The following is a 17,326-nucleotide window of genomic DNA, read 5'->3' on the forward strand; positions in this document are numbered from 1 at the left end:
ACCATGACGGTAAGCCCTCACCCAACGGTCACAGTCCTCGCCGGTCCCACGGCCGTAGGGAAGGGAACGATTTCCACCTTCATCAGGGACAACTACCCCGATGTTTGGCTCTCGGTTTCCGCGACGACGCGGGCTCCGCGCCCCGGAGAAATCGACGGTGTGCACTACTTCTTCGTGGGGCCGGAGAAGTTCGGTGAACTGGTCAACGACGGCCAGATGCTTGAATGGGCGGTGGTGCACGGGCAGAACAGCTACGGCACCATCCGCACCAAGGTCCAGGAGGCCGTCGACGCCGGCAAGCGTGTGCTGCTGGAGATCGATTTGCAGGGCGCGCGTCAGGTGAAAGAGAATCTTCCCGACGCGAAATTCGTCTTCCTAGCGCCGCCCAGCTGGGACGAATTGGTGCGCCGACTTGTGGGTCGCGGCACTGAAACGCCCGAGGAGCAGCAACGTCGGCTGGAAACCGCTAAACTGGAACTTGCCGCTGAATCGGAATTTGACGTGACCATCGTTAACGACGAGATTTCGCGAGCGGCCGACGAGCTGGTCACCCTCATGGGATTGACCCCGCACGCACGCTAAAAACTTTTTGTGTAAGGCCCGCAGTTCCCCCGGCGCCGCTTGGTTTCGGGGAAATACATGTGGGTGCAGTACTTATACGTCTTGATCCACCAACTAGTTATTTGGAGGCTTCGTGAACACGAACCTTGAAGGCATCATCAGCCCGTCCATCGACTCGCTGTTGACCACTACCGATTCGAAGTACGCTCTGGTGATCAACTCCGCCAAGCGCGCACGCCAGATCAACGCGTACTACGCACAGCTGCACGAGGGCCTCTTCGAGTATGTTGGCCCGTTGGTTGACACTCGCCTGAACGAGAAGCCGCTGTCGATCGCCCTGCGCGAAATCAACGAGGGCATGCTCAACGTTTCGAAGATTGAGGAAGTGGCCGAGTAATCACTCGGTAACTTTTGATTCCCTGACTCGGTAACGGCGTTGACACCCCGGCCTCCTTGGAGGGCCCATGGTGTGAACACCAGCACCGGGCATCAACGTATCGGTGGTAGCAGTGAAGCGCATTGTCTTAGGTGTATCCGCAGGGATCGCCGCCTACAAGGCAGCTTTGCTGCTACGGCTGTTTAAAGAGGCGGGGCATCAGGTTGATGTGATCCCCACGGCCGCCTCGCTCGAATTTGTTGGTCTGGCGACCTGGGAGGCGCTGAGCGGACGTCCGGTTCGCACCTCCGTCTTTGAGGCGGTGGATACCGTGAACCATGTTCGCCTCGGTCAGGAAGCAGATCTGGTGGTGATTGCCCCGGCCACCGCCGACGTTCTGGCACGGGCCGCCGCCGGAATGGCGAACGACCTGTTGACCGGTACCTTACTGGCGACTCACGCTCCGGTGGTGATGGTCCCGGCCATGCACACCGAAATGTGGGAGCACCCCGCGACGCAGGCCAACGTTGCCACGTTGCGTGGCCGCGGCGTGCGCGTGATTGACCCTGCCATCGGCCGACTGACGGGTAAGGATTCCGGCGCCGGGCGATTCCCGGAACCCTCGGACATTTATACCGACCTGTTGCCCTACCTTGCTGCGGATTCCGCGGTGGAGGCCGAGGGGCCATTGGCCGGAAAGGTCATTGCCATTTCCGCCGGTGGAACCCGCGAACCGCTGGATCCTGTGCGTTTCTTGGGCAATCGATCCTCTGGACGTCAGGGCGTTGCTCTCGCGAATGCCGCGCTGGCCGCCGGTGCTACCGTCAGGTTCATCGCCGCCCACATGGATGTGCCAGCTCCTGCGGGTGTGGAATTGAGTACCGCCTCCACCGCCCGGCAGCTACAGGGCGCCGTCACCGAGGCGGCCCGTGGCGCCGATGTTTTGATCATGAGCGCCGCCGTCGCCGACTTCCGTCCCGGTGAATACCAGGACTCAAAGATCAAGAAGAGTGATGATCATGCCGATCCTGTCATCACCCTGATCCGCAACCCAGACATCCTCGCCACCTTGGTCAAGCAGCGCGCCAGTGAGGGGGAAGCCGGCACCTTGGCCCCGCTGATCGTTGGATTTGCCGCCGAAACCGGCGATGCCGAGTCCAGCGTGCTCGAATATGGGGCCAGCAAATTGGCACGTAAGGGCTGCGAAATGCTGGTTGTTAACGAGGTGGGGGAGAACCTCACGTTCGGGACCACGCAGAACTCCGTGACGATCCTCTTCGCCGATGGTGCCCGGCCCGTGGTGGCTGCCGGTTCCAAGGACGAGGTTGCCGTGGTGGTTCTCACCGCGGTGGCCCAGGTTCTGGCCACGGGTACAACCAAGCGCTAAAGACTCGAGCACTATCGACAGCTCCATCGATGGGCGTCGTGGTGAAAAGATCCGGGCAGCGAGGCAAATCGCTGCCCGGATTTTCGTCATCTGGTCGAATGTTGCGACATCAAACGCCACATTCGGGGCATTGAGGTGACTGTGTTCACTTCCACAGGTCGCACCAATTCCTGGGATCTGCCTCCCGGCGCACTTACCGGTAGAGTGGCACAGTGACTTTAGAATCCCCGCAGCTACGCCTCTTCACCTCCGAATCGGTTACGGAGGGCCACCCGGATAAAATCTGTGACCAGATCTCCGACGCCATCCTTGACGCCATGTTGGCGCAGGACCCGAACTCCCGGGTTGCCGTGGAGACTCTCACCACCACTGGTCTGGTACACGTTGCCGGAGAAGTGACCACCGACGGGTACGTGGAAATTCCGGAGATCGTGCGCCGCACCATCCTGGACATTGGTTATGACTCCTCGGCCAACGGCTTTGACGGAGCGCGCTGCGGCGTCTCGGTATCCATCGGGCAGCAGTCCCAGGAAATTTCCGATGGCGTCTTCAACTCCCTGGAGGTCCGTGAGGGCACTGCCGTTGACCCGCGTGACGCGCAGGGTGCCGGCGACCAAGGCCTGATGTTCGGCTACGCCTCGGATGAGACCGCCACGTTGATGCCTACCCCCATCCACCTGGCCCACCGCCTCTCCGAGCGGATGACTCAAGTCCGCAAGGACGGCACGCTCTCGCTGCTGCGCCCGGACGGCAAGACCCAGGTGACCGTCGGCTATGACGGGGATACCCCGGTATCGGTTGAAACCATCGTGGTCTCCTCACAGCACGCCGCCGAGTACTCGCTCGAAGATCTCAAGGCGGGCCTGCTCGAAGAGGTCGTGAAGCCGGTTCTCGCCGGCACGGAACTTGATACCACCAATACCCGCATCATCCTGAACCCCTCGGGCCCCTTCATCATCGGTGGCCCGGTCGGCGATGCCGGTCTGACCGGACGCAAGATCATTGTTGATACCTACGGTGGTTTTGCCCGTCACGGTGGTGGAGCGTTCTCCGGTAAGGATCCCTCGAAGGTTGACCGTTCGGCCGCCTACGCCATGCGCTGGGTCGCCAAGAACGTGGTGGCTGCCGGTTTGGCCCGCCGCGTTGAGGTCCAGATCGCCTACGCCATCGGCGTGGCACGTCCGGTGGGCCTCTACGTGGAGACCTTTGGCACCGAAACCGTTGATCCGGTGCGGATCACCGCTGCCATCAACGAGGTCTTTGACCTGCGCCCGCTGGGTATCATCGAAGACCTAGACCTGAAGCGTCCGATCTACCAGAAGACCGCGGCGCACGGCCACTTTGGACGCGAAGATCCCGATTTCACTTGGGAAAACCTTGACCGTGTTGACGCACTGAAGGCCTTCTTCGGCGCATAGTCACGTGGTTTGACCGCCCCACTAGGGTTGGTCAAACCGGGGGATCGGGAGTCGTGCCGCAAGGGCGTGCGGCGCCCGATTTCTTGCTTAAAAATGGGCACCTCAAACGCATGGGAGCTGATGATCATGTCGGAGTCACTTCAGCCATCGTTGCTGGCTGGCTTTGACCTGTCCGCGCCGCTGCCCGGGATCCCGCATATGGCCGAGGAGCTGCCCATCGCCCGGGTCATCATCGATTCACCGGTCCCGCATCTTGACCGCCCGTTTGATTACCTGGTGCCGGTTGAACTTGATGCCACGGCGCAGCCCGGGGTCAGGGTTAAGGTTCGTTTTGGCTCTCAAGAGCTGGCCGGTTTTATTGCCGAACGTCTGGAACATTCCGAACCCGGAATCAAGCTCCAGCCGTTGCGCGCCGTCATTTCCCCCGAGGTGGTGCTGAGCGGCGAGGTATTGGCGGTGGCTCGGGGGTGGCAGAACGTTATGCCGGAGGCGTGTGGGACGTATTGCGTGCGGCTGTTCCGGCCCGCATGGCACGGGTAGAAACGCAGAAGAGCCAGGAATCAAAGCGCACTGAGGTAGCCCCAAAAGCGGAGGCCGACGAAGCTGCCGTTTCGACGTGGTCCACCACTGGCAGCTTGTTGGGTGAATACGACGGAGGAGCGGATTTTGCCGAAGCCCTCCGTGCCGGAAGCGGACCCCGGGCGGTGGTATCGGCGGTGCCGAACCGCCCGGGGGACTGGCCGGCGCTGCTGCTCGAGGCGGCCGAGCTCAGCCTCAGTGCCGGTCGCGGCGCACTGATCGTTGTCCCCGACGCTCGGGACCTCAACCGGCTGTGCAGCTACGTGGATGGCGCCATCGGGCCTAACTCCTATGCGAGGCTCAGTGCCGAGGATGGGGCGACCCCGCGTTATAAAAACTTCCTACGCATCACTCGTGGTGAGACACAATTGGTGATTGGCACCCGCAATGCCGCCTTCGCCCCGGTGCACAATCTGGGCCTGGCCATCATCTGGGACGATGCGGATCATTCGCACGCCGAACCCCGCGCCCCGTATCACCATGCCCGTGAGGTGTTATTGCTGCGCTGCGGAATTGAAAACGCCGGATTATTGGTGGCGGCCCCCGGACGTAGTGCCGAGGCCCAACGACTCATCCGCAGCGGCTGGGCCCAAGAACTTGGGGCCAACCGTTCGCTGCTGCGCGCCAATGCCCCGCGCGTGATTGCCGCATCCGACGAATTTGAATCCGAACGCGATCCGGTGCTGCATGCCGCCCGGTTGCCCGCCGCAGCCTGGCGTGAGGCCAAGGCTGCGCTCGAGCACGGGCCGGTGCTGGTGCAGGTGGCGCGCACCGGATTTATGCCTGCCCTGCGCTGCGAACGCTGCCGTACCTCCGCCCGCTGCAGCGCGTGTACCGGCCCGCTGGCCCTTGACGACGCCCGCGGTGCACCCTCCTGCGGTTGGTGCGGGCTGGTGGCAGCCGGCTGGTCATGTGGTGAATGTGGCTTTATGCGACTGCGGGCCGCCTCCATTGGCGCGGATCGCACGGCCGAGGAATTGGGCAGGGCATTCCCCAACGTCACGGTGCTCTCGGCCACCGGGGCCAAACCGATCTTTACCGTGCCGGCGAAACCAGCGCTGGTGGTCGCTACCCCCGGCGCCGAGCCGGTGGCCGAGCAGGGCTACGCCGCGGTGCTATTGCTTGATGGCGATCGCATGCTGGCGCGGGAGGGGCTGCGCACCGGTGAGGAAGTGCTTAACCGGTGGATGGGAGCTGCCGCCCTGGCGCGCGGGCGTGATAAATCAGGCGAGCGTCCGGGCGGCGGCACCGTGGTCGTCGCCGGAGATCCCACCGAGCCAATGCGAGCCCTGGTTCGCTTTGATGCTGCGGCCTATGCCGATGCCGAGCTGGCGGAACGCCGCGAGGTGGGGTTGCCCCCGGCCGTGCGGACCGCGTTGATCCAGGGTCCGGCCGCCACCGTGGAAAAATTCATGGCCGCCCTTGAGCTTCCGGACTCGGTACGGCGTAATGGTCCGGTGCTTCGGGGGGAGGGCGAACATCGCTGGTTGTTGTTCTTCTCCTACGCACAGGGACCAAGCGTCACGGCGCAGTTGCGCGCCATGCGAGCACGTTTTAGTGCCGCAAAGGAGCCGGTCGTTTCCATCCGCATCGACGCCGACGGAATTCTCTAGCCGTTGCTGCCACCAGCTGCTGCCTCGTGCGGGGCGCTGGTGTAGGTGCTGCGCGGCATCCCGCTTCGGGCCCATGGCATGGGAGCGCGTAAAAAGTCCTGGATCAGCGCAGCGGCCTCCGGTGCCTTCTCATAGTGGATCAGATGTCCCACGTTGTTGATGACCCGCAGTCTGGCGCGCGGGAAGCGCCGGGTCAGTGCCCGCTGCGCTTCCACGGAGCCCAATTCATCAAGTTCCCCCACCACCAGCAGGGTCGGTTCATTGATGCGCGCAGCAACATCACGCACCGTGGCGGTGATGGAGGCACCATAGGCCTCGCGCAGGGTCGCACGTGAGGTGAACCCGGAGAAATAGCGGCGGTGTTGGTCAAAAACGTAGGCCCGCATGGCCGGATCCTTGGACTTCAGCATGGCCAGTGAGGTGGCGTCGGTGATCAGCCGCGAACGCAGGAGAGCATCACCCAGCGGTGCGGGCAGCCAGGAGCCGACCGCGTAGTAGCTGCCGGCGGCCCGGGAGAGCAACGCCGAACTGCCCTCGAGCGCCGGTTCGCAGATCGGGTTCAGCAGCAGCAGCCGGGCGAAGCTGCCCGGATGCCGAGCCAGATACGTGGCGGCGACGATGGTGCCGAAGGAATGACCCAACAAGATGGTCTCCGGGCCCAACTCCAGCTCCTGGCGCAGCGCGGTTATGACCTCGCCGTAACCCGCAACATCGTGTGCTGGAACGCTGGGTGCCGGGTTTGACGTTTGTGATTCCTCGTCCTTCACGGGGGCGCAGAACGGGGTGGAAACCCCAAAGCCGGGCAGATCCGGAACGATAATCGTGTAATCGCCGAGCTCATTGATGATCCGAGTGAGTCCGTGGTGATCTCCCCGGAAGCCATGCACGGCCAGGATCACGCCGCGAGCGCTGTCGAGTGCCGGGTAGGTCCAGGTGCACACCCGTGCGCCGTGGATGTGGTGGGTGCTTTTCAGGGCGCGGCGAGTGCGCGGCTGCGAATGATCGGGCATGAGATCAAGCCTAATGGCTGGAGCTTGGTGGGGCGTTGAGCAGGCGCAGTGCGGTTCCCTCGTCGAGCACTAGGTCGGTGATCAGCCCCCCGGCCAGCGCACCGTGCAGGGCGCGTAGTTTGCCCGCTCCGGAGAGTACACAGAGTCGCCGGGGAACCTTGCGTAGGGCGCGGAGGGTGGGACCTGTGGCCCGAGAATTGATTTCGATTCCCTCGTCGCTTCCGCTGCCGTCAAAAAATACGGTGGCCACGTCGCCCACCACGCCGTGTTCGTGGAGTGCCGCCGATTCCGCGGGGCTGAGATAACCGCCGCGGTAGACCTGGCTGGGCACCGCCGCCTCGGTCGCGCCGAGTGAGAAGACCGCCAGCCCCATGCCCTGCTGAACACCCAAGACTCGGCGCACCGAGCCCTCCCGCCACATGGCCTCGCGGGTACTAGCCTGATCGAAGAACGCCGGGACCGGGAACTGCTCAACCCGGGCGGTGTAGGCGGCACCAAAACGCTGCAGGATTTCCGAGGCGTAGGTCAGCCCGGTGGTCTGCGGGTTGGCCGCACCATTCAGTTGAACGATCAGCGTGTCGTGAGTTGGCTTGCGCATCAGCGCAAGGGAGAGCGCCTGCATCGTGGAGCCCCATGCCACCCCGACCGTCATCCCGGAGGACACCAGGGTATTGAGCACGTGGGCCGCGTGGGTGGCCACGCGTTCGAGGATTTCGGCGTCGGCGAGCGCCCCGTCGGTGGGCACCACGTGGACCTTGATGCCGAACTTGTGTTCCAGTTCGCGCACCAACACTGGGCTGCGGTCACCACCTGCGTTGATTTCGATGTTCACCAAGCCGGTGCGCCGGGCCATGGAAAGCAGTCTCGAGACGGTGGAACGCGAGACGGCCAGTTCCTTGGCGATCGACTCCATGGTGAGGTCCTGGAGGTAGTACAGCTGGGCGGCGCGCAGTGCGTCACGCTCCCGGGGCTGGCCATGTCCGGGTGTCCCGCGGGTGCCGCGTGGGGGAGTCGCGGATGTGACGTGTTGAACAAAAGCACCAGTCCCGGGTGAGGTCGGCGCCGTGTTCAGGGGCATGTTGGGCATCGGTTCGGTCCTTTTGTGCACATATGTGCAGATGAATTGACGAGTTTGTTCTCCAGTGACAAGACTAGCTACTACATGGTTTTGACTCAAAGCCCCGCAGGGGGTGATGGGAAGTTCTCCAAAGGGTTATCGGAACGCTCCGCATAGGCGGTATTGAGCCGGTAATCTGGACAGGACCATGTGAAGCACGCTTATTCGCCGCAGCATAGTTCTAAGGATGGCCCCATCGTGGCAGCCGCAGCCTCCCACCGTTCCCATTTAGCCGCGCTCCGGTCCCGGCCGGGCGCCAAGGTGCTCATCGTCGGTGGTGGAATCAACGGAGTGGCGACCTTCCGGCAACTCGCCCTGCAGGGTGTGGACGTGGCCTTGATCGAGCGCGGTGACTACTGCCAAGGGGCATCGGGTGCCTCCTCGCACATGATCCACGGTGGTATTCGGTACCTGGAAAACGGCGAATTCCGGCTGGTCCATGAATCGGTGCAGGAACGCAACTCATTGCTGGAGATTGCTCCGCACTACGTCAAGCCGCTGCGCACCACCATCCCCATCTTCTCCACCTTCTCCGGCATCCTCTCCGCCCCGGTGCGGTTTCTGACCCACCGTAGCGGCAAGGCCACCGAACGCGGAGCAGTACTGATCAAGGCCGGCCTGGTGATTTACGATCTCTTCGCCGGTGCCGGTGGACGTAACACGCCATGGCACAAGTTCCGTGGCACCAAGGGCTCGCTGGCCGAGCTTCCGATGCTACGCACCGACGTGAAGTACACCGCCACCTACTTCGACGCCTCCGTCCACAACCCCGAGCGCCTCACCCTGGACGTTTTGCGTGACGGGCTGGAAGCCAACCGTCAGGCGCGAGCGGCCAATTACGTTTCGCTCATCGGCCACAACGAGTCCGGTGCCCGCTTGCGAGATGAACTCACGGGCGAAGAATTCGACTTCGACGCCGAGATCATCGTGAACGCCACCGGTGCCTGGGTGGATCTGACCAACGGATCCATCGGTGCCCCGAGTCAGTTTATGGGCGGGACCAAGGGCAGCCACATCGTGCTGGACCACCCCGCCCTGCTGGCCGCCTGTGGCGGACGCGAGATCTTCTTTGAGCACTCCGACGGGCGCATCGTGCTGATCTACCCGATGGGTGACCGCGTCCTGGTGGGGACCACCGATATTGACGCCGACATGAGCGAGCCAGCGCGCTGCACCGATGCGGAGGTCGAGTACTTCTTTGAACTCATCCGCCACGTCTTCCCCACCATCGAGGTGGGCCACGAACAGATTGTTTACAAGTTCTCCGGCGTTCGCCCGCTTCCGCGCCACGATGACACGGCCCCGGGCTTCGTCTCCCGCGATTACCGGATCGAGCGTACCGAGCTGGCCGGGGAATCCATCATGTTCTCGCTGGTCGGTGGCAAGTGGACCACCTTCCGCGCGCTCGGGGAAACCCTGGGTGGCAAGGTGCTTGATGAACTTGGGGTAAGTTCCACGGTGAGCACCCGTGGGCTGCCCATCGGTGGTGGCAAGAACTTCCCGGAGTCCTCCGCGGCCCTGCAGTCCTGGTTTGGTGCGCGTTCACTGCTCGCCTCCCGGGACCGCCTCGAGGTGCTGCTCACGCGTTATGGCACCCGGGCCGATGCGGTGCTTGATGCCATCGGCCCCAACGATCCCACCCTGCCCGGCTGTGCCGAGCTGTCGGTGGCCGAGCTGCGTTACCTCGCCGAACACGAGCAGCTGGGCATGCTCAGCGACGTGTTCATCCGGCGGACCTCGCTGGCCTTCCGCGGGCTAGTGACCAATGAACTGTTGGTGCAGGTGGCCGACGCCATCGCGCCGGTCCTCGGCTGGGACGCCGCCGAACAAGCACGCCAGGTGAGCGAATGCGCGCGCGTGCTCACCGAAGACCACGGATCGAACCTGGCCCTGACTAACGCCTGATTCACGTGCTCCCCTTCGCGCCCGCCCACCGGCCGGCGCGAAGGCGGTAGCCCGGCACTGCCACCCCGTGTTTCACCGTCATCCCCTCGTGCGGGTGATGATCCCCTAAATTTTCCGTCCCACCGCATAGGTGGGCGCGGTCTTTGTCATGCCGAAAAACGGCCTAGCCGCGTGAAAAATGGCCCACAAAAGCCCGCCGCGCGAATCAACACTATAAACACTGAAGGAACAACGATGTCTCTTACGGTCTTTACCGCCGAGTTCTTCGGCACCATGCTGCTAGTGCTCTTAGGTGGTGGTGTGGTGGCCAACGTGCTGCTCAACAAAACCAACGGGCGCGGCGGGGGCCCGCTGATGATCAACTTCGGTTGGGGTCTGGCAGTGTTTGCCGGAGTCTGGGTCTCCGCGGCCTCCGGAGCGCACCTGAATCCGTCCGTGACGGTGGGTTTGTGGGTCAACCCCGACGTGAGTGAATTTGCCCCGGGAGTCGCCAAGACCCTCGGATTTGCACTGATCTACTTTGCCGCACAGCTACTCGGGGCCATGGTGGGTGCGGCCCTGTGCTTCCTGTCCTACAAAAAGCACTTTGATGCCGAAGAGGATCCAGGCACCAAGCTGGCGGTCTTTTCCACGGCACCGGCCATTCAAGCCCCGGGCTGGAACCTGCTCACCGAGGCCATCGCCACCTTCGTCTTGGTCTTTGTGATCTCCGGATTCGGCACCACACCGCACAGTTTGGGCCCACTGGCCGTGGCACTGTTGGTGGTGGGCATCGGAGCCTCGCTGGGCGGACCCACCGGTTACGCCATTAACCCCGCACGAGACCTTGGTCCGCGCATCGCCCACGCCCTGCTGCCGATCCGCGGTAAGGGTGGCAGTAATTGGTCCTACGCGTGGATTCCGGTCGTGGGCCCACTCCTCGGCGGTGTCGCTGGTGGTCTGGGCGCGGGAGCCTTGTTCTAATGGGAGAACCGATCCAGAGGCCAGCACGCACTCAGGGCGCCGGCACCACCACCGATAACAGCACCACCCAGAGCAGCACAACACCGCACCTCGTTGAAAGGTCAAACACCGTGTCCACATACGTCATCGCCATTGATCAGGGAACCACCAGCTCCCGCGCCATCGTTTTTGACCACGACGGCAAACCCGTCTCCACCGGTCAGATGGAACACCAACAGATCTTCCCGCATGCGGGCTGGGTGGAACACGACGCCGTGGAGATCTGGAACAACGTCCGTGAGGTCATCGCCGTCGCGCTGGCCGGCGGCAACCTCACCCGCCACGACATCGCCGCCGTCGGCATCACCAACCAACGCGAAACGGCAGTCGTTTGGGACAAGCACACCGGCGTGCCCGTCTACAACGCGATTGTCTGGCAGGACACCCGGACCCAGGGCATCGTGGAGGAACTGGCGGCCAATGGCGGAGTTGACCGCTACAAGGAGCGGGTCGGCCTGCCGCTGGCACCGTACTTCTCCGGTACGAAGATCAAGTGGATCCTTGACAATGTCGATGGCGCCCGCGAGCGCGCCGAGGCCGGGGACCTGCTCTTTGGCAACACCGACACCTGGGTCACCTGGAACCTCACCGGCGGAACCGATGGCGGAGTGCACATCACCGACGTCACCAACGCCTCACGCACCCTTTTTATGGACCTAGAAAAGTTGGAGTGGGATGCACAGATCCTTGCCGACTTCGCGGTGCCCGCGTCCATGATGCCGGCGATCAAATCCTCCTCCGAGGTCTACGGACACGTGCACTCCTCGCAGCTATTGCGCGAGGTCCCGATCGCGGGGATCCTCGGTGACCAGCAGGCGGCAACCTTCGGCCAAGCGGCGTTCGATGCCGGTGAAGCGAAAAATACCTACGGCACCGGCTGCTTCTTGATCTTCAACACCGGCAAAGAGATCGTGCGTTCGGGCAACGGGCTGCTCACCACCCTGGGGTACAAGCTCGGCGATGCGGACCCGGTGTACGCCCTGGAGGGCTCGATCGCCGTGGCCGGCTCGCTGGTGCAGTGGCTGCGCGATAACATCGGGATGATTTCCACCGCCGCGGAGGTGGAGGTACTGGCCTCTCAGGTGCAGGACAACGGTGGGGTGTACATCGTTCCTGCCTTCTCCGGGCTTTTTGCCCCGTATTGGCGTGCCGATGCCCGCGGGGCCATCGTGGGGTTGACCCGCTATGCCAACAAGAACCACATCGCGCGTGCCGCCCTGGAATCTACCGCCTTCCAGACCCGTGAGGTGCTTGATGCCGTCAACGCCGATTCGGGGGTTCCGCTCACCGAGCTCAAGGTTGATGGTGGGATGGTGGCCAACGATGCGCTGATGCAGTTCCAGGCCGATCTGCTCGGTGTTCCGGTGATCCGCCCCAAGGTCACCGAGACCACGGCCCTGGGCGCCGCCTATGCCGCGGGCCTGGCCGTCGGGTTCTGGAAGGATCTGGGGGAACTTCGCTCCAACTGGGCCGAGGACAAGCGCTGGGAACCTGCCATGGAGGATGCCGAGCGCGATCGCCAGATGCGCCTGTGGAAGAAGGCCGTGACGCGCACCTTCGACTGGGTTGATGAGGACGTGCGCTAGGGCGCACTAGTGGTGCAGATCCCGCGGGCGCGTCGAAGGCGCGCCCGCGGGGCCCACGCTCGGTAAGGTAGAATGTGGGCATGAACGCAGTGCTCTTGCTAACTTAGCCGCATGGAATGAACCCCATGCGGCCGCCCCTTGTTTGCCAAGGGGCTTTTGTGTGTCAGGGGGTCTTTGCCGCCGATGCACTCCATGAACCGCAGTCACGCAGCCACGTTCCACCCCTCCATCAGGCGCAGCAACAAAAGAAGGCGAAACACGATAGTGAGCACCCAGCCGACCGGCACCGATACCGCTGACAACGAGTCCACAGCAGCGGCCTACGACTTCCACACGATGGAAGCCAAGTGGGCCCCGGTGTGGGAAAAACTCGGCGTCTTCACGCCCAAGGACGATTCCAGCGCCGAACGCCGCTACGTGCTTGATATGTTCCCCTACCCCTCCGGCGACCTGCACATGGGTCACGCCGAGGCCTTCGCCATGGGGGATGTGGTAGCGCGCTATTGGCGCCAAAAGGGCTACAACGTGATGCACCCGATTGGTTGGGACTCCTTCGGTCTGCCGGCCGAGAACGCCGCCATCAAGCGCAATGCCCACCCCGCCGAGTGGACGTACGCGAACATCGACACCCAGGCCGCCAGCTTTAAGCGCTACGCGATCTCCGCCGACTGGGAACGGCGCATCCACACCTCGGACCCGGAGTACTACCGCTGGACCCAGTGGCTGTTCACCCGCTTCTACGACAAGGGCCTGGCCTACCGCAAGAACCACCCGGTGAACTGGTGCCCGACCGACCAGACCGTGTTGGCCAACGAGCAGGTTGTTAACGGTGCCTGCGAACGCTGCGGCACCATCGTGACCAAGAAGTCGCTGAACCAGTGGTACTTCAAGATCACCGATTACGCGGACCGCCTGCTTGATGACATGGACGAGCTGAAGGGCCACTGGCCCGAGCGCGTGCTGGCCATGCAGAAGAACTGGATCGGCCGCTCCGAGGGCGCCCACGTTGACTTCGTCATCGAAGCCACCGAGTCCCAGGAAGCCCACAAGACCACGGTCTTCACCACGCGCCCGGACACGCTGCACGGCGCCACCTTCTTTGTGGTGGCCGCCGACGCCGAGCTGGCCAATCAGCTGGTCACGCAGGAACACCGCGAAGCCCTCGAGGCCTACCAGGAGCAGGTCAAGGCGCTTTCCGAGATCGAACGCCAGGCCACCGAACGCGAAAAGACCGGTGTTTTCACCGGCCGCTACGCCATCAACCCGCTTAACGGGGAAAAGCTGCCCGTCTGGGCCGCGGACTACGTGCTGGCCGACTACGGCACCGGAGCGATCATGGCCGTGCCCGCGCACGACCAGCGCGACCTGGACTTCGCCCGCACCTTCGACCTGCCGGTACGCGTGGTCGTTGATACCGGCGCCGAGGACCCGGCCGAAACCGGCATTGCGACCACCGGTGAAGGTGTTTTGGTGAACTCCGGTGAGCTGAACGGCCTGCCCAAGGCCGACGGCATTTCCCGCGCCATCGACATCGTGACCGAGGCCGGCACCGGTGAGAAGTTTGTGAACTTCCGCCTGCGTGACTGGCTCCTGAGCCGTCAGCGCTTCTGGGGCACGCCGATCCCGATCATTCACTGCGCCGACTGTGGTGAGGTCCCGGTTCCCGATGACCAGCTGCCGGTGCGCCTGCCGGAGAATCTGCGCGGCGAGCAGCTGGCGCCCAAGGGCACCTCCCCGCTGGCAGCCGTCGAGGAATGGGTCAACGTACCCTGCCCCACCTGTGGTGCCCCCGCCAAGCGCGACACCGACACCATGGACACCTTTGTCGACTCCTCCTGGTACTTCCTGCGCTTCGTTTCCCCGAACTACACCGAGGGTCCCTTTGACCCGCAGGCGGTTCGTGACTGGATGCCGGTGGGCCAGTACGTGGGCGGCGTTGAGCACGCGATTTTGCACCTGCTCTACTCGCGCTTCTTCACCAAGGTCATCTTCGATCTGGGTCTGATCGATGTGAAGGAACCCTTCAGCGCCCTGTTGAACCAGGGGCAGGTGCTCAACGGCGGCAAGGCCATGAGCAAGTCGCTGGGCAATGGTGTGGATCTGGGTCAGCAGCTGGATAAGTTCGGTGTTGACGCCGTGCGCCTGACCATGATCTTCGCCTCCCCGCCGGAGGACGACGTGGACTGGGCAGATGTGTCCCCGGGTGGTTCCTCCAAGTTCTTGGCCCGCGCTTGGCGCCTGGCCCAGGACGTGGCCAGTGAGGTGGGAGCGGATGTCACCACCGGGGATAAGGCACTGCGCCAGATCACCCACAAGGCCGTCCACGAGGCGACCGGGATGCTTGACGGTGGCAAGTTCAACGTTGTCATCGCCAAGATGATGGAGCTGGTCAACGCGACCCGCAAGAGCATCGACTCCGGTGCCGGTGCGGCGGATCCCGCGGTACGCGAGGCCACCGAGGCCGTGGCCATCGTGCTCTCGCTCTTCGCCCCGTACACCGCCGAGGACATGTGGGCGGCACTGGGCCACGAACCGGCCGTCGCCAACGCCGGCTGGCCGACCGTTGATGAGGCCCTGCTGGTGCAGGACACCGTCACCGCCGTGGTGCAGATCAAGGGCAAGGTCCGGGCACGGCTGGAAGTTTCGGCCGACATCAGCGCCGAGGACCTGGAGGCCCTGGCACTGAAGGATGAGGCAGTGGTGCGTTACCTTGATGGTGCGGCCATCAACAAGGTGATCGTTCGTGCACCGAAACTCGTCAACGTGGTGCCGGCTTCCTAACTAAAGGCGGTAATCTACAGGGCATGGACGCATCCGAGTCTCACATCCGACCGCCGCGGGCCACCGGCCCCGGCGGCTGGATGGAGCGCTTACGCCCGCGGCGCTCACGCGGCACCACCGAGAGCTCTACCGAGCGCAAAACGGTGGTGCCCGTGGGCATCGTGACGGATTCGGCCGCTGCCCTTCCGGACGCCTGGATGGCCGCGCACCAGCGTTTTGTGCGCATGGTGCCGATGCCGGTGATGGTCAACGACCAGATTTTCTCCGAAGGTAGCGACGATGTACCCACCGAGCTGGCCCTGGGCCTGGCCATGGGGCAGCCGGTACGCACCTCCCGCCCCGCACCGGGTACGCTGCTGCGCGCCTACCGGGAACTGGCCGAAGCCGGGGTCAGCGAGATTATTTCCATCCATCTCTCCTCGAAGCTCTCCGGAACGGTGGAGGCAGCGCGCCTAGCAGCTGCCTCCGCGCCGGTTCCGGTGCGCGTTGTTGATTCACTCACCGTTGCCCTGGCCCAGGGCTTCGCTGTGATGGCCACGGCCGAGCGTGCCGCGACCGGAGCAAGCGCCGATGAGCTCGAAGCGCTGGCACAATCCGCGGCCGATAATCACGTGTACTTCGCCGTGCCGTCTCTTGAGCAACTTCGTAAGGGCGGGCGGATTGGTACCGTTGCCTCAATGCTTGGCACGTTGCTCAACGTTAAGCCGATTTTGTCGATGCGCGATGGACAGATCATCGCGTATGAAAAGGTCAGAACCCAATCCCGCACCGTGGCCCGACTGGTGGCCATCGCCCGCGCCGAGGCTCAGGCTCGTGGGCCGGCGGTGCGGATGGCGGTACATTACTTCGGCAATCTTGAGGCCGCCGAGGAAATTGTCCATGAGCTGGCCGGTGCCTCGCAATTTGAGGTCCTGGCCGTCCCGGTGCCAGCGGTACTCGGTGCGCACACCGGTGTTGGAGTATTGGCCGTGGCCATCGCCGGTGGTCAGGCTCCACCGGTCCCCAAGCCCGTGCGGGCGGAACCCAAGCCTCGGGCCGAACCACGGCCCAAAGCCGAACCGCGACCCAAAAATGGAGCGCGGCAGCGCGCGGAGGCACGCAAAGATTCACGCCACCCTGGGCCAGTGCCGCCGGCGGATCCCACCCCCTAGCGGTTGAGGCGAAAGCGTTCGCCGGTTCTCCACATACGGACGGCGCCTCAGTCTTCGCGGATCTGAACGGGCGTGCACTTGAGAGCATGGGAGCTCACGAGTGGGTGGAATATGAGCAGCGAGCCAACCTGGGGCCGGTCCCCGGGCGTTGGCGTGTGCTCGTTGGCCGTTCCGCTGCCATCGTCCTGATCCTCGGCGCACTGTCCTGGATCGCTGTCTCCTTGGTCTTTAATCCCCTTCCACGTGCGCCGGATGAGGCGCAGTCGATTCCCATAGCCGCGGCCGGAACTCCGGAACACATAGGCAGTTCTGCTAGCGAAGCACCGCCGAGCGCGCAGGAATCGGTGCCTCATGCCAGCGGCGGCGCCACGGTCGTCATCCATCTCATCGGTGCCGTGAAGAAGCCGGGAGTCTATTCCCTCCCCTTGGGATCTCGAGTACTTGATGCCGTGAAGCGCGCCGGTGGGCTAGCTCCCGATGCTGCTCCGGAATCCATCAATCTGGCCGCCGAGCTCGGAGACGGACAACAAATCCGCATTCCACACACCGGGGACTCCGCAGCAGCGCCGCCAGCAGCCGCTTCGCAATCCGCAGTGGGAAGCGCGCCGGGCGGAAAACTCAATATCAACATCGCGAATCAAAGTCAGTTGGAAGAGCTTCCGGGCATCGGCCCGGCACTGGCGGTACGCATCCTTGATTTCCGTACCGCCAACGGACCCTTCAAGAATCTGGCGGAACTTGATGCCGTCAGTGGGATCGGCCCTGCCCTGCTGGGAAATTTGCGTGATGCGGTGGTGTTCGAATGAATCGCGGTCCCTGCTCGGGATTCAAACCGTACGC

Annotated in this window: 14 protein-coding genes; 12 read left to right on the plus strand and 2 right to left on the minus strand. The window is 63.7% G+C overall.

Annotation, left to right across the window (positions count from 1 at the left end; genetic code table 11):
* Positions 1–3: 3 nt before the first annotated feature.
* From gmk to KUF55_RS08505, 6 genes are all read left to right on the plus strand, one after another.
* The gene (gmk, locus tag KUF55_RS08485) at positions 4–582 is read left to right on the plus strand and encodes a guanylate kinase (protein WP_132363715.1); all 579 of its coding nucleotides are present in this window, start codon (positions 4–6) and stop codon (positions 580–582) included.
* Positions 583–694: 112 nt separating this feature from the next.
* Complete coding sequence (gene rpoZ, locus KUF55_RS08490) at positions 695–958, plus strand: DNA-directed RNA polymerase subunit omega (protein ID WP_132363717.1); 264 nt, start codon at positions 695–697, stop codon at positions 956–958.
* Between the two features lie 112 nt (positions 959–1,070).
* Positions 1,071–2,324, plus strand: a complete 1,254-nt coding sequence (gene coaBC, locus KUF55_RS08495) for a bifunctional phosphopantothenoylcysteine decarboxylase/phosphopantothenate--cysteine ligase CoaBC (protein ID WP_218818572.1) — start codon at positions 1,071–1,073, stop codon at positions 2,322–2,324.
* Between the two features lie 212 nt (positions 2,325–2,536).
* On the plus strand, positions 2,537–3,742 hold the full coding sequence (metK, locus tag KUF55_RS08500; RefSeq protein WP_132363719.1) for a methionine adenosyltransferase: 1,206 nt from the start codon (positions 2,537–2,539) through the stop codon (positions 3,740–3,742).
* Positions 3,743–3,868: 126 nt separating this feature from the next.
* A complete protein-coding gene (locus tag KUF55_RS19020; protein WP_370630966.1) occupies positions 3,869–4,282 on the plus strand; it encodes a hypothetical protein in 414 nt (137 codons plus the stop codon).
* Positions 4,210–5,934, plus strand: coding sequence for a primosomal protein PriA (locus KUF55_RS08505; RefSeq protein ID WP_370630967.1), 1,725 nt, complete (start codon positions 4,210–4,212; stop codon positions 5,932–5,934). Before KUF55_RS19020 ends, KUF55_RS08505 begins: the two co-directional genes overlap by 73 nt.
* Here KUF55_RS08505 and KUF55_RS08510 read toward each other — a convergent pair.
* Both KUF55_RS08510 and KUF55_RS08515 read right to left on the minus strand, forming a co-directional pair.
* A complete protein-coding gene (locus KUF55_RS08510) occupies positions 5,931–6,944 on the minus strand; it encodes an alpha/beta fold hydrolase (RefSeq protein WP_218818573.1) in 1,014 nt (337 codons plus the stop codon). The two genes, KUF55_RS08505 and KUF55_RS08510, sit on opposite strands and share 4 nt — an antisense overlap.
* Positions 6,945–6,954: 10 nt before the next feature.
* Positions 6,955–8,031, minus strand: coding sequence for a sugar-binding transcriptional regulator (locus KUF55_RS08515; RefSeq protein WP_370630968.1), 1,077 nt, complete (start codon positions 8,029–8,031; stop codon positions 6,955–6,957).
* Positions 8,032–8,259: 228 nt separating this feature from the next.
* Between KUF55_RS08515 and KUF55_RS08520 the strand changes: the two genes are divergently transcribed.
* The 6 genes from KUF55_RS08520 (at position 8,260) to KUF55_RS08545 (ending at position 17,292) form a co-directional block, all read left to right on the plus strand.
* Positions 8,260–9,966 carry a glycerol-3-phosphate dehydrogenase/oxidase gene (locus KUF55_RS08520; RefSeq protein ID WP_218818574.1) on the plus strand — a complete coding sequence of 569 codons (1,707 nt, stop codon included), beginning with the start codon at positions 8,260–8,262 and terminating at the stop codon, positions 9,964–9,966.
* Positions 9,967–10,200: 234 nt separating this feature from the next.
* Positions 10,201–10,929 carry an MIP/aquaporin family protein gene (locus KUF55_RS08525; protein ID WP_218818575.1) on the plus strand — a complete coding sequence of 243 codons (729 nt, stop codon included), beginning with the start codon at positions 10,201–10,203 and terminating at the stop codon, positions 10,927–10,929.
* Positions 10,930–11,039: 110 nt separating this feature from the next.
* The gene (glpK, locus tag KUF55_RS08530; protein WP_218818729.1) at positions 11,040–12,554 is read left to right on the plus strand and encodes a glycerol kinase GlpK; all 1,515 of its coding nucleotides are present in this window, start codon (positions 11,040–11,042) and stop codon (positions 12,552–12,554) included.
* 264 nt (positions 12,555–12,818) lie between these two features.
* Entirely contained in the window at positions 12,819–15,335 is a 2,517-nt protein-coding gene (gene leuS, locus KUF55_RS08535) for a leucine--tRNA ligase (protein WP_255557393.1), read from the plus strand.
* A gap of 23 nt (positions 15,336–15,358) precedes the next feature.
* Positions 15,359–16,486 (plus strand): DegV family protein, encoded by a 1,128-nt coding sequence (locus tag KUF55_RS08540; protein WP_218818576.1) that lies wholly within the window; start codon positions 15,359–15,361, stop codon positions 16,484–16,486.
* Positions 16,487–16,590: 104 nt separating this feature from the next.
* Positions 16,591–17,292 (plus strand): ComEA family DNA-binding protein, encoded by a 702-nt coding sequence (locus KUF55_RS08545; protein ID WP_218818577.1) that lies wholly within the window; start codon positions 16,591–16,593, stop codon positions 17,290–17,292.
* The last annotated feature ends 34 nt before the right edge of the window (positions 17,293–17,326 follow it).

Source organism: Paeniglutamicibacter sp. Y32M11 (genome assembly GCF_019285735.1).
Taxonomy (GTDB): domain Bacteria; phylum Actinomycetota; class Actinomycetes; order Actinomycetales; family Micrococcaceae; genus Paeniglutamicibacter.

What these genes read in the sequence shown, in the direction of transcription:
- gmk (WP_132363715.1), top strand. Translation starts at nt 4, where the DNA reads ATGACGGTAAGCCCTCACCCAACGGTCACAGTCCTCGCCGGTCCCACG.
- KUF55_RS19020 (WP_370630966.1), top strand. Translation starts at nt 3,869, where the DNA reads ATGTCGGAGTCACTTCAGCCATCGTTGCTGGCTGGCTTTGACCTGTCC.
- KUF55_RS08510 (WP_218818573.1), bottom strand. Translation starts at nt 6,944, where the DNA reads ATGCCCGATCATTCGCAGCCGCGCACTCGCCGCGCCCTGAAAAGCACC.
- KUF55_RS08515 (WP_370630968.1), bottom strand. Translation starts at nt 8,031, where the DNA reads ATGCCCAACATGCCCCTGAACACGGCGCCGACCTCACCCGGGACTGGT.
- KUF55_RS08525 (WP_218818575.1), top strand. Translation starts at nt 10,201, where the DNA reads ATGTCTCTTACGGTCTTTACCGCCGAGTTCTTCGGCACCATGCTGCTA.
- KUF55_RS08540 (WP_218818576.1), top strand. Translation starts at nt 15,359, where the DNA reads ATGGACGCATCCGAGTCTCACATCCGACCGCCGCGGGCCACCGGCCCC.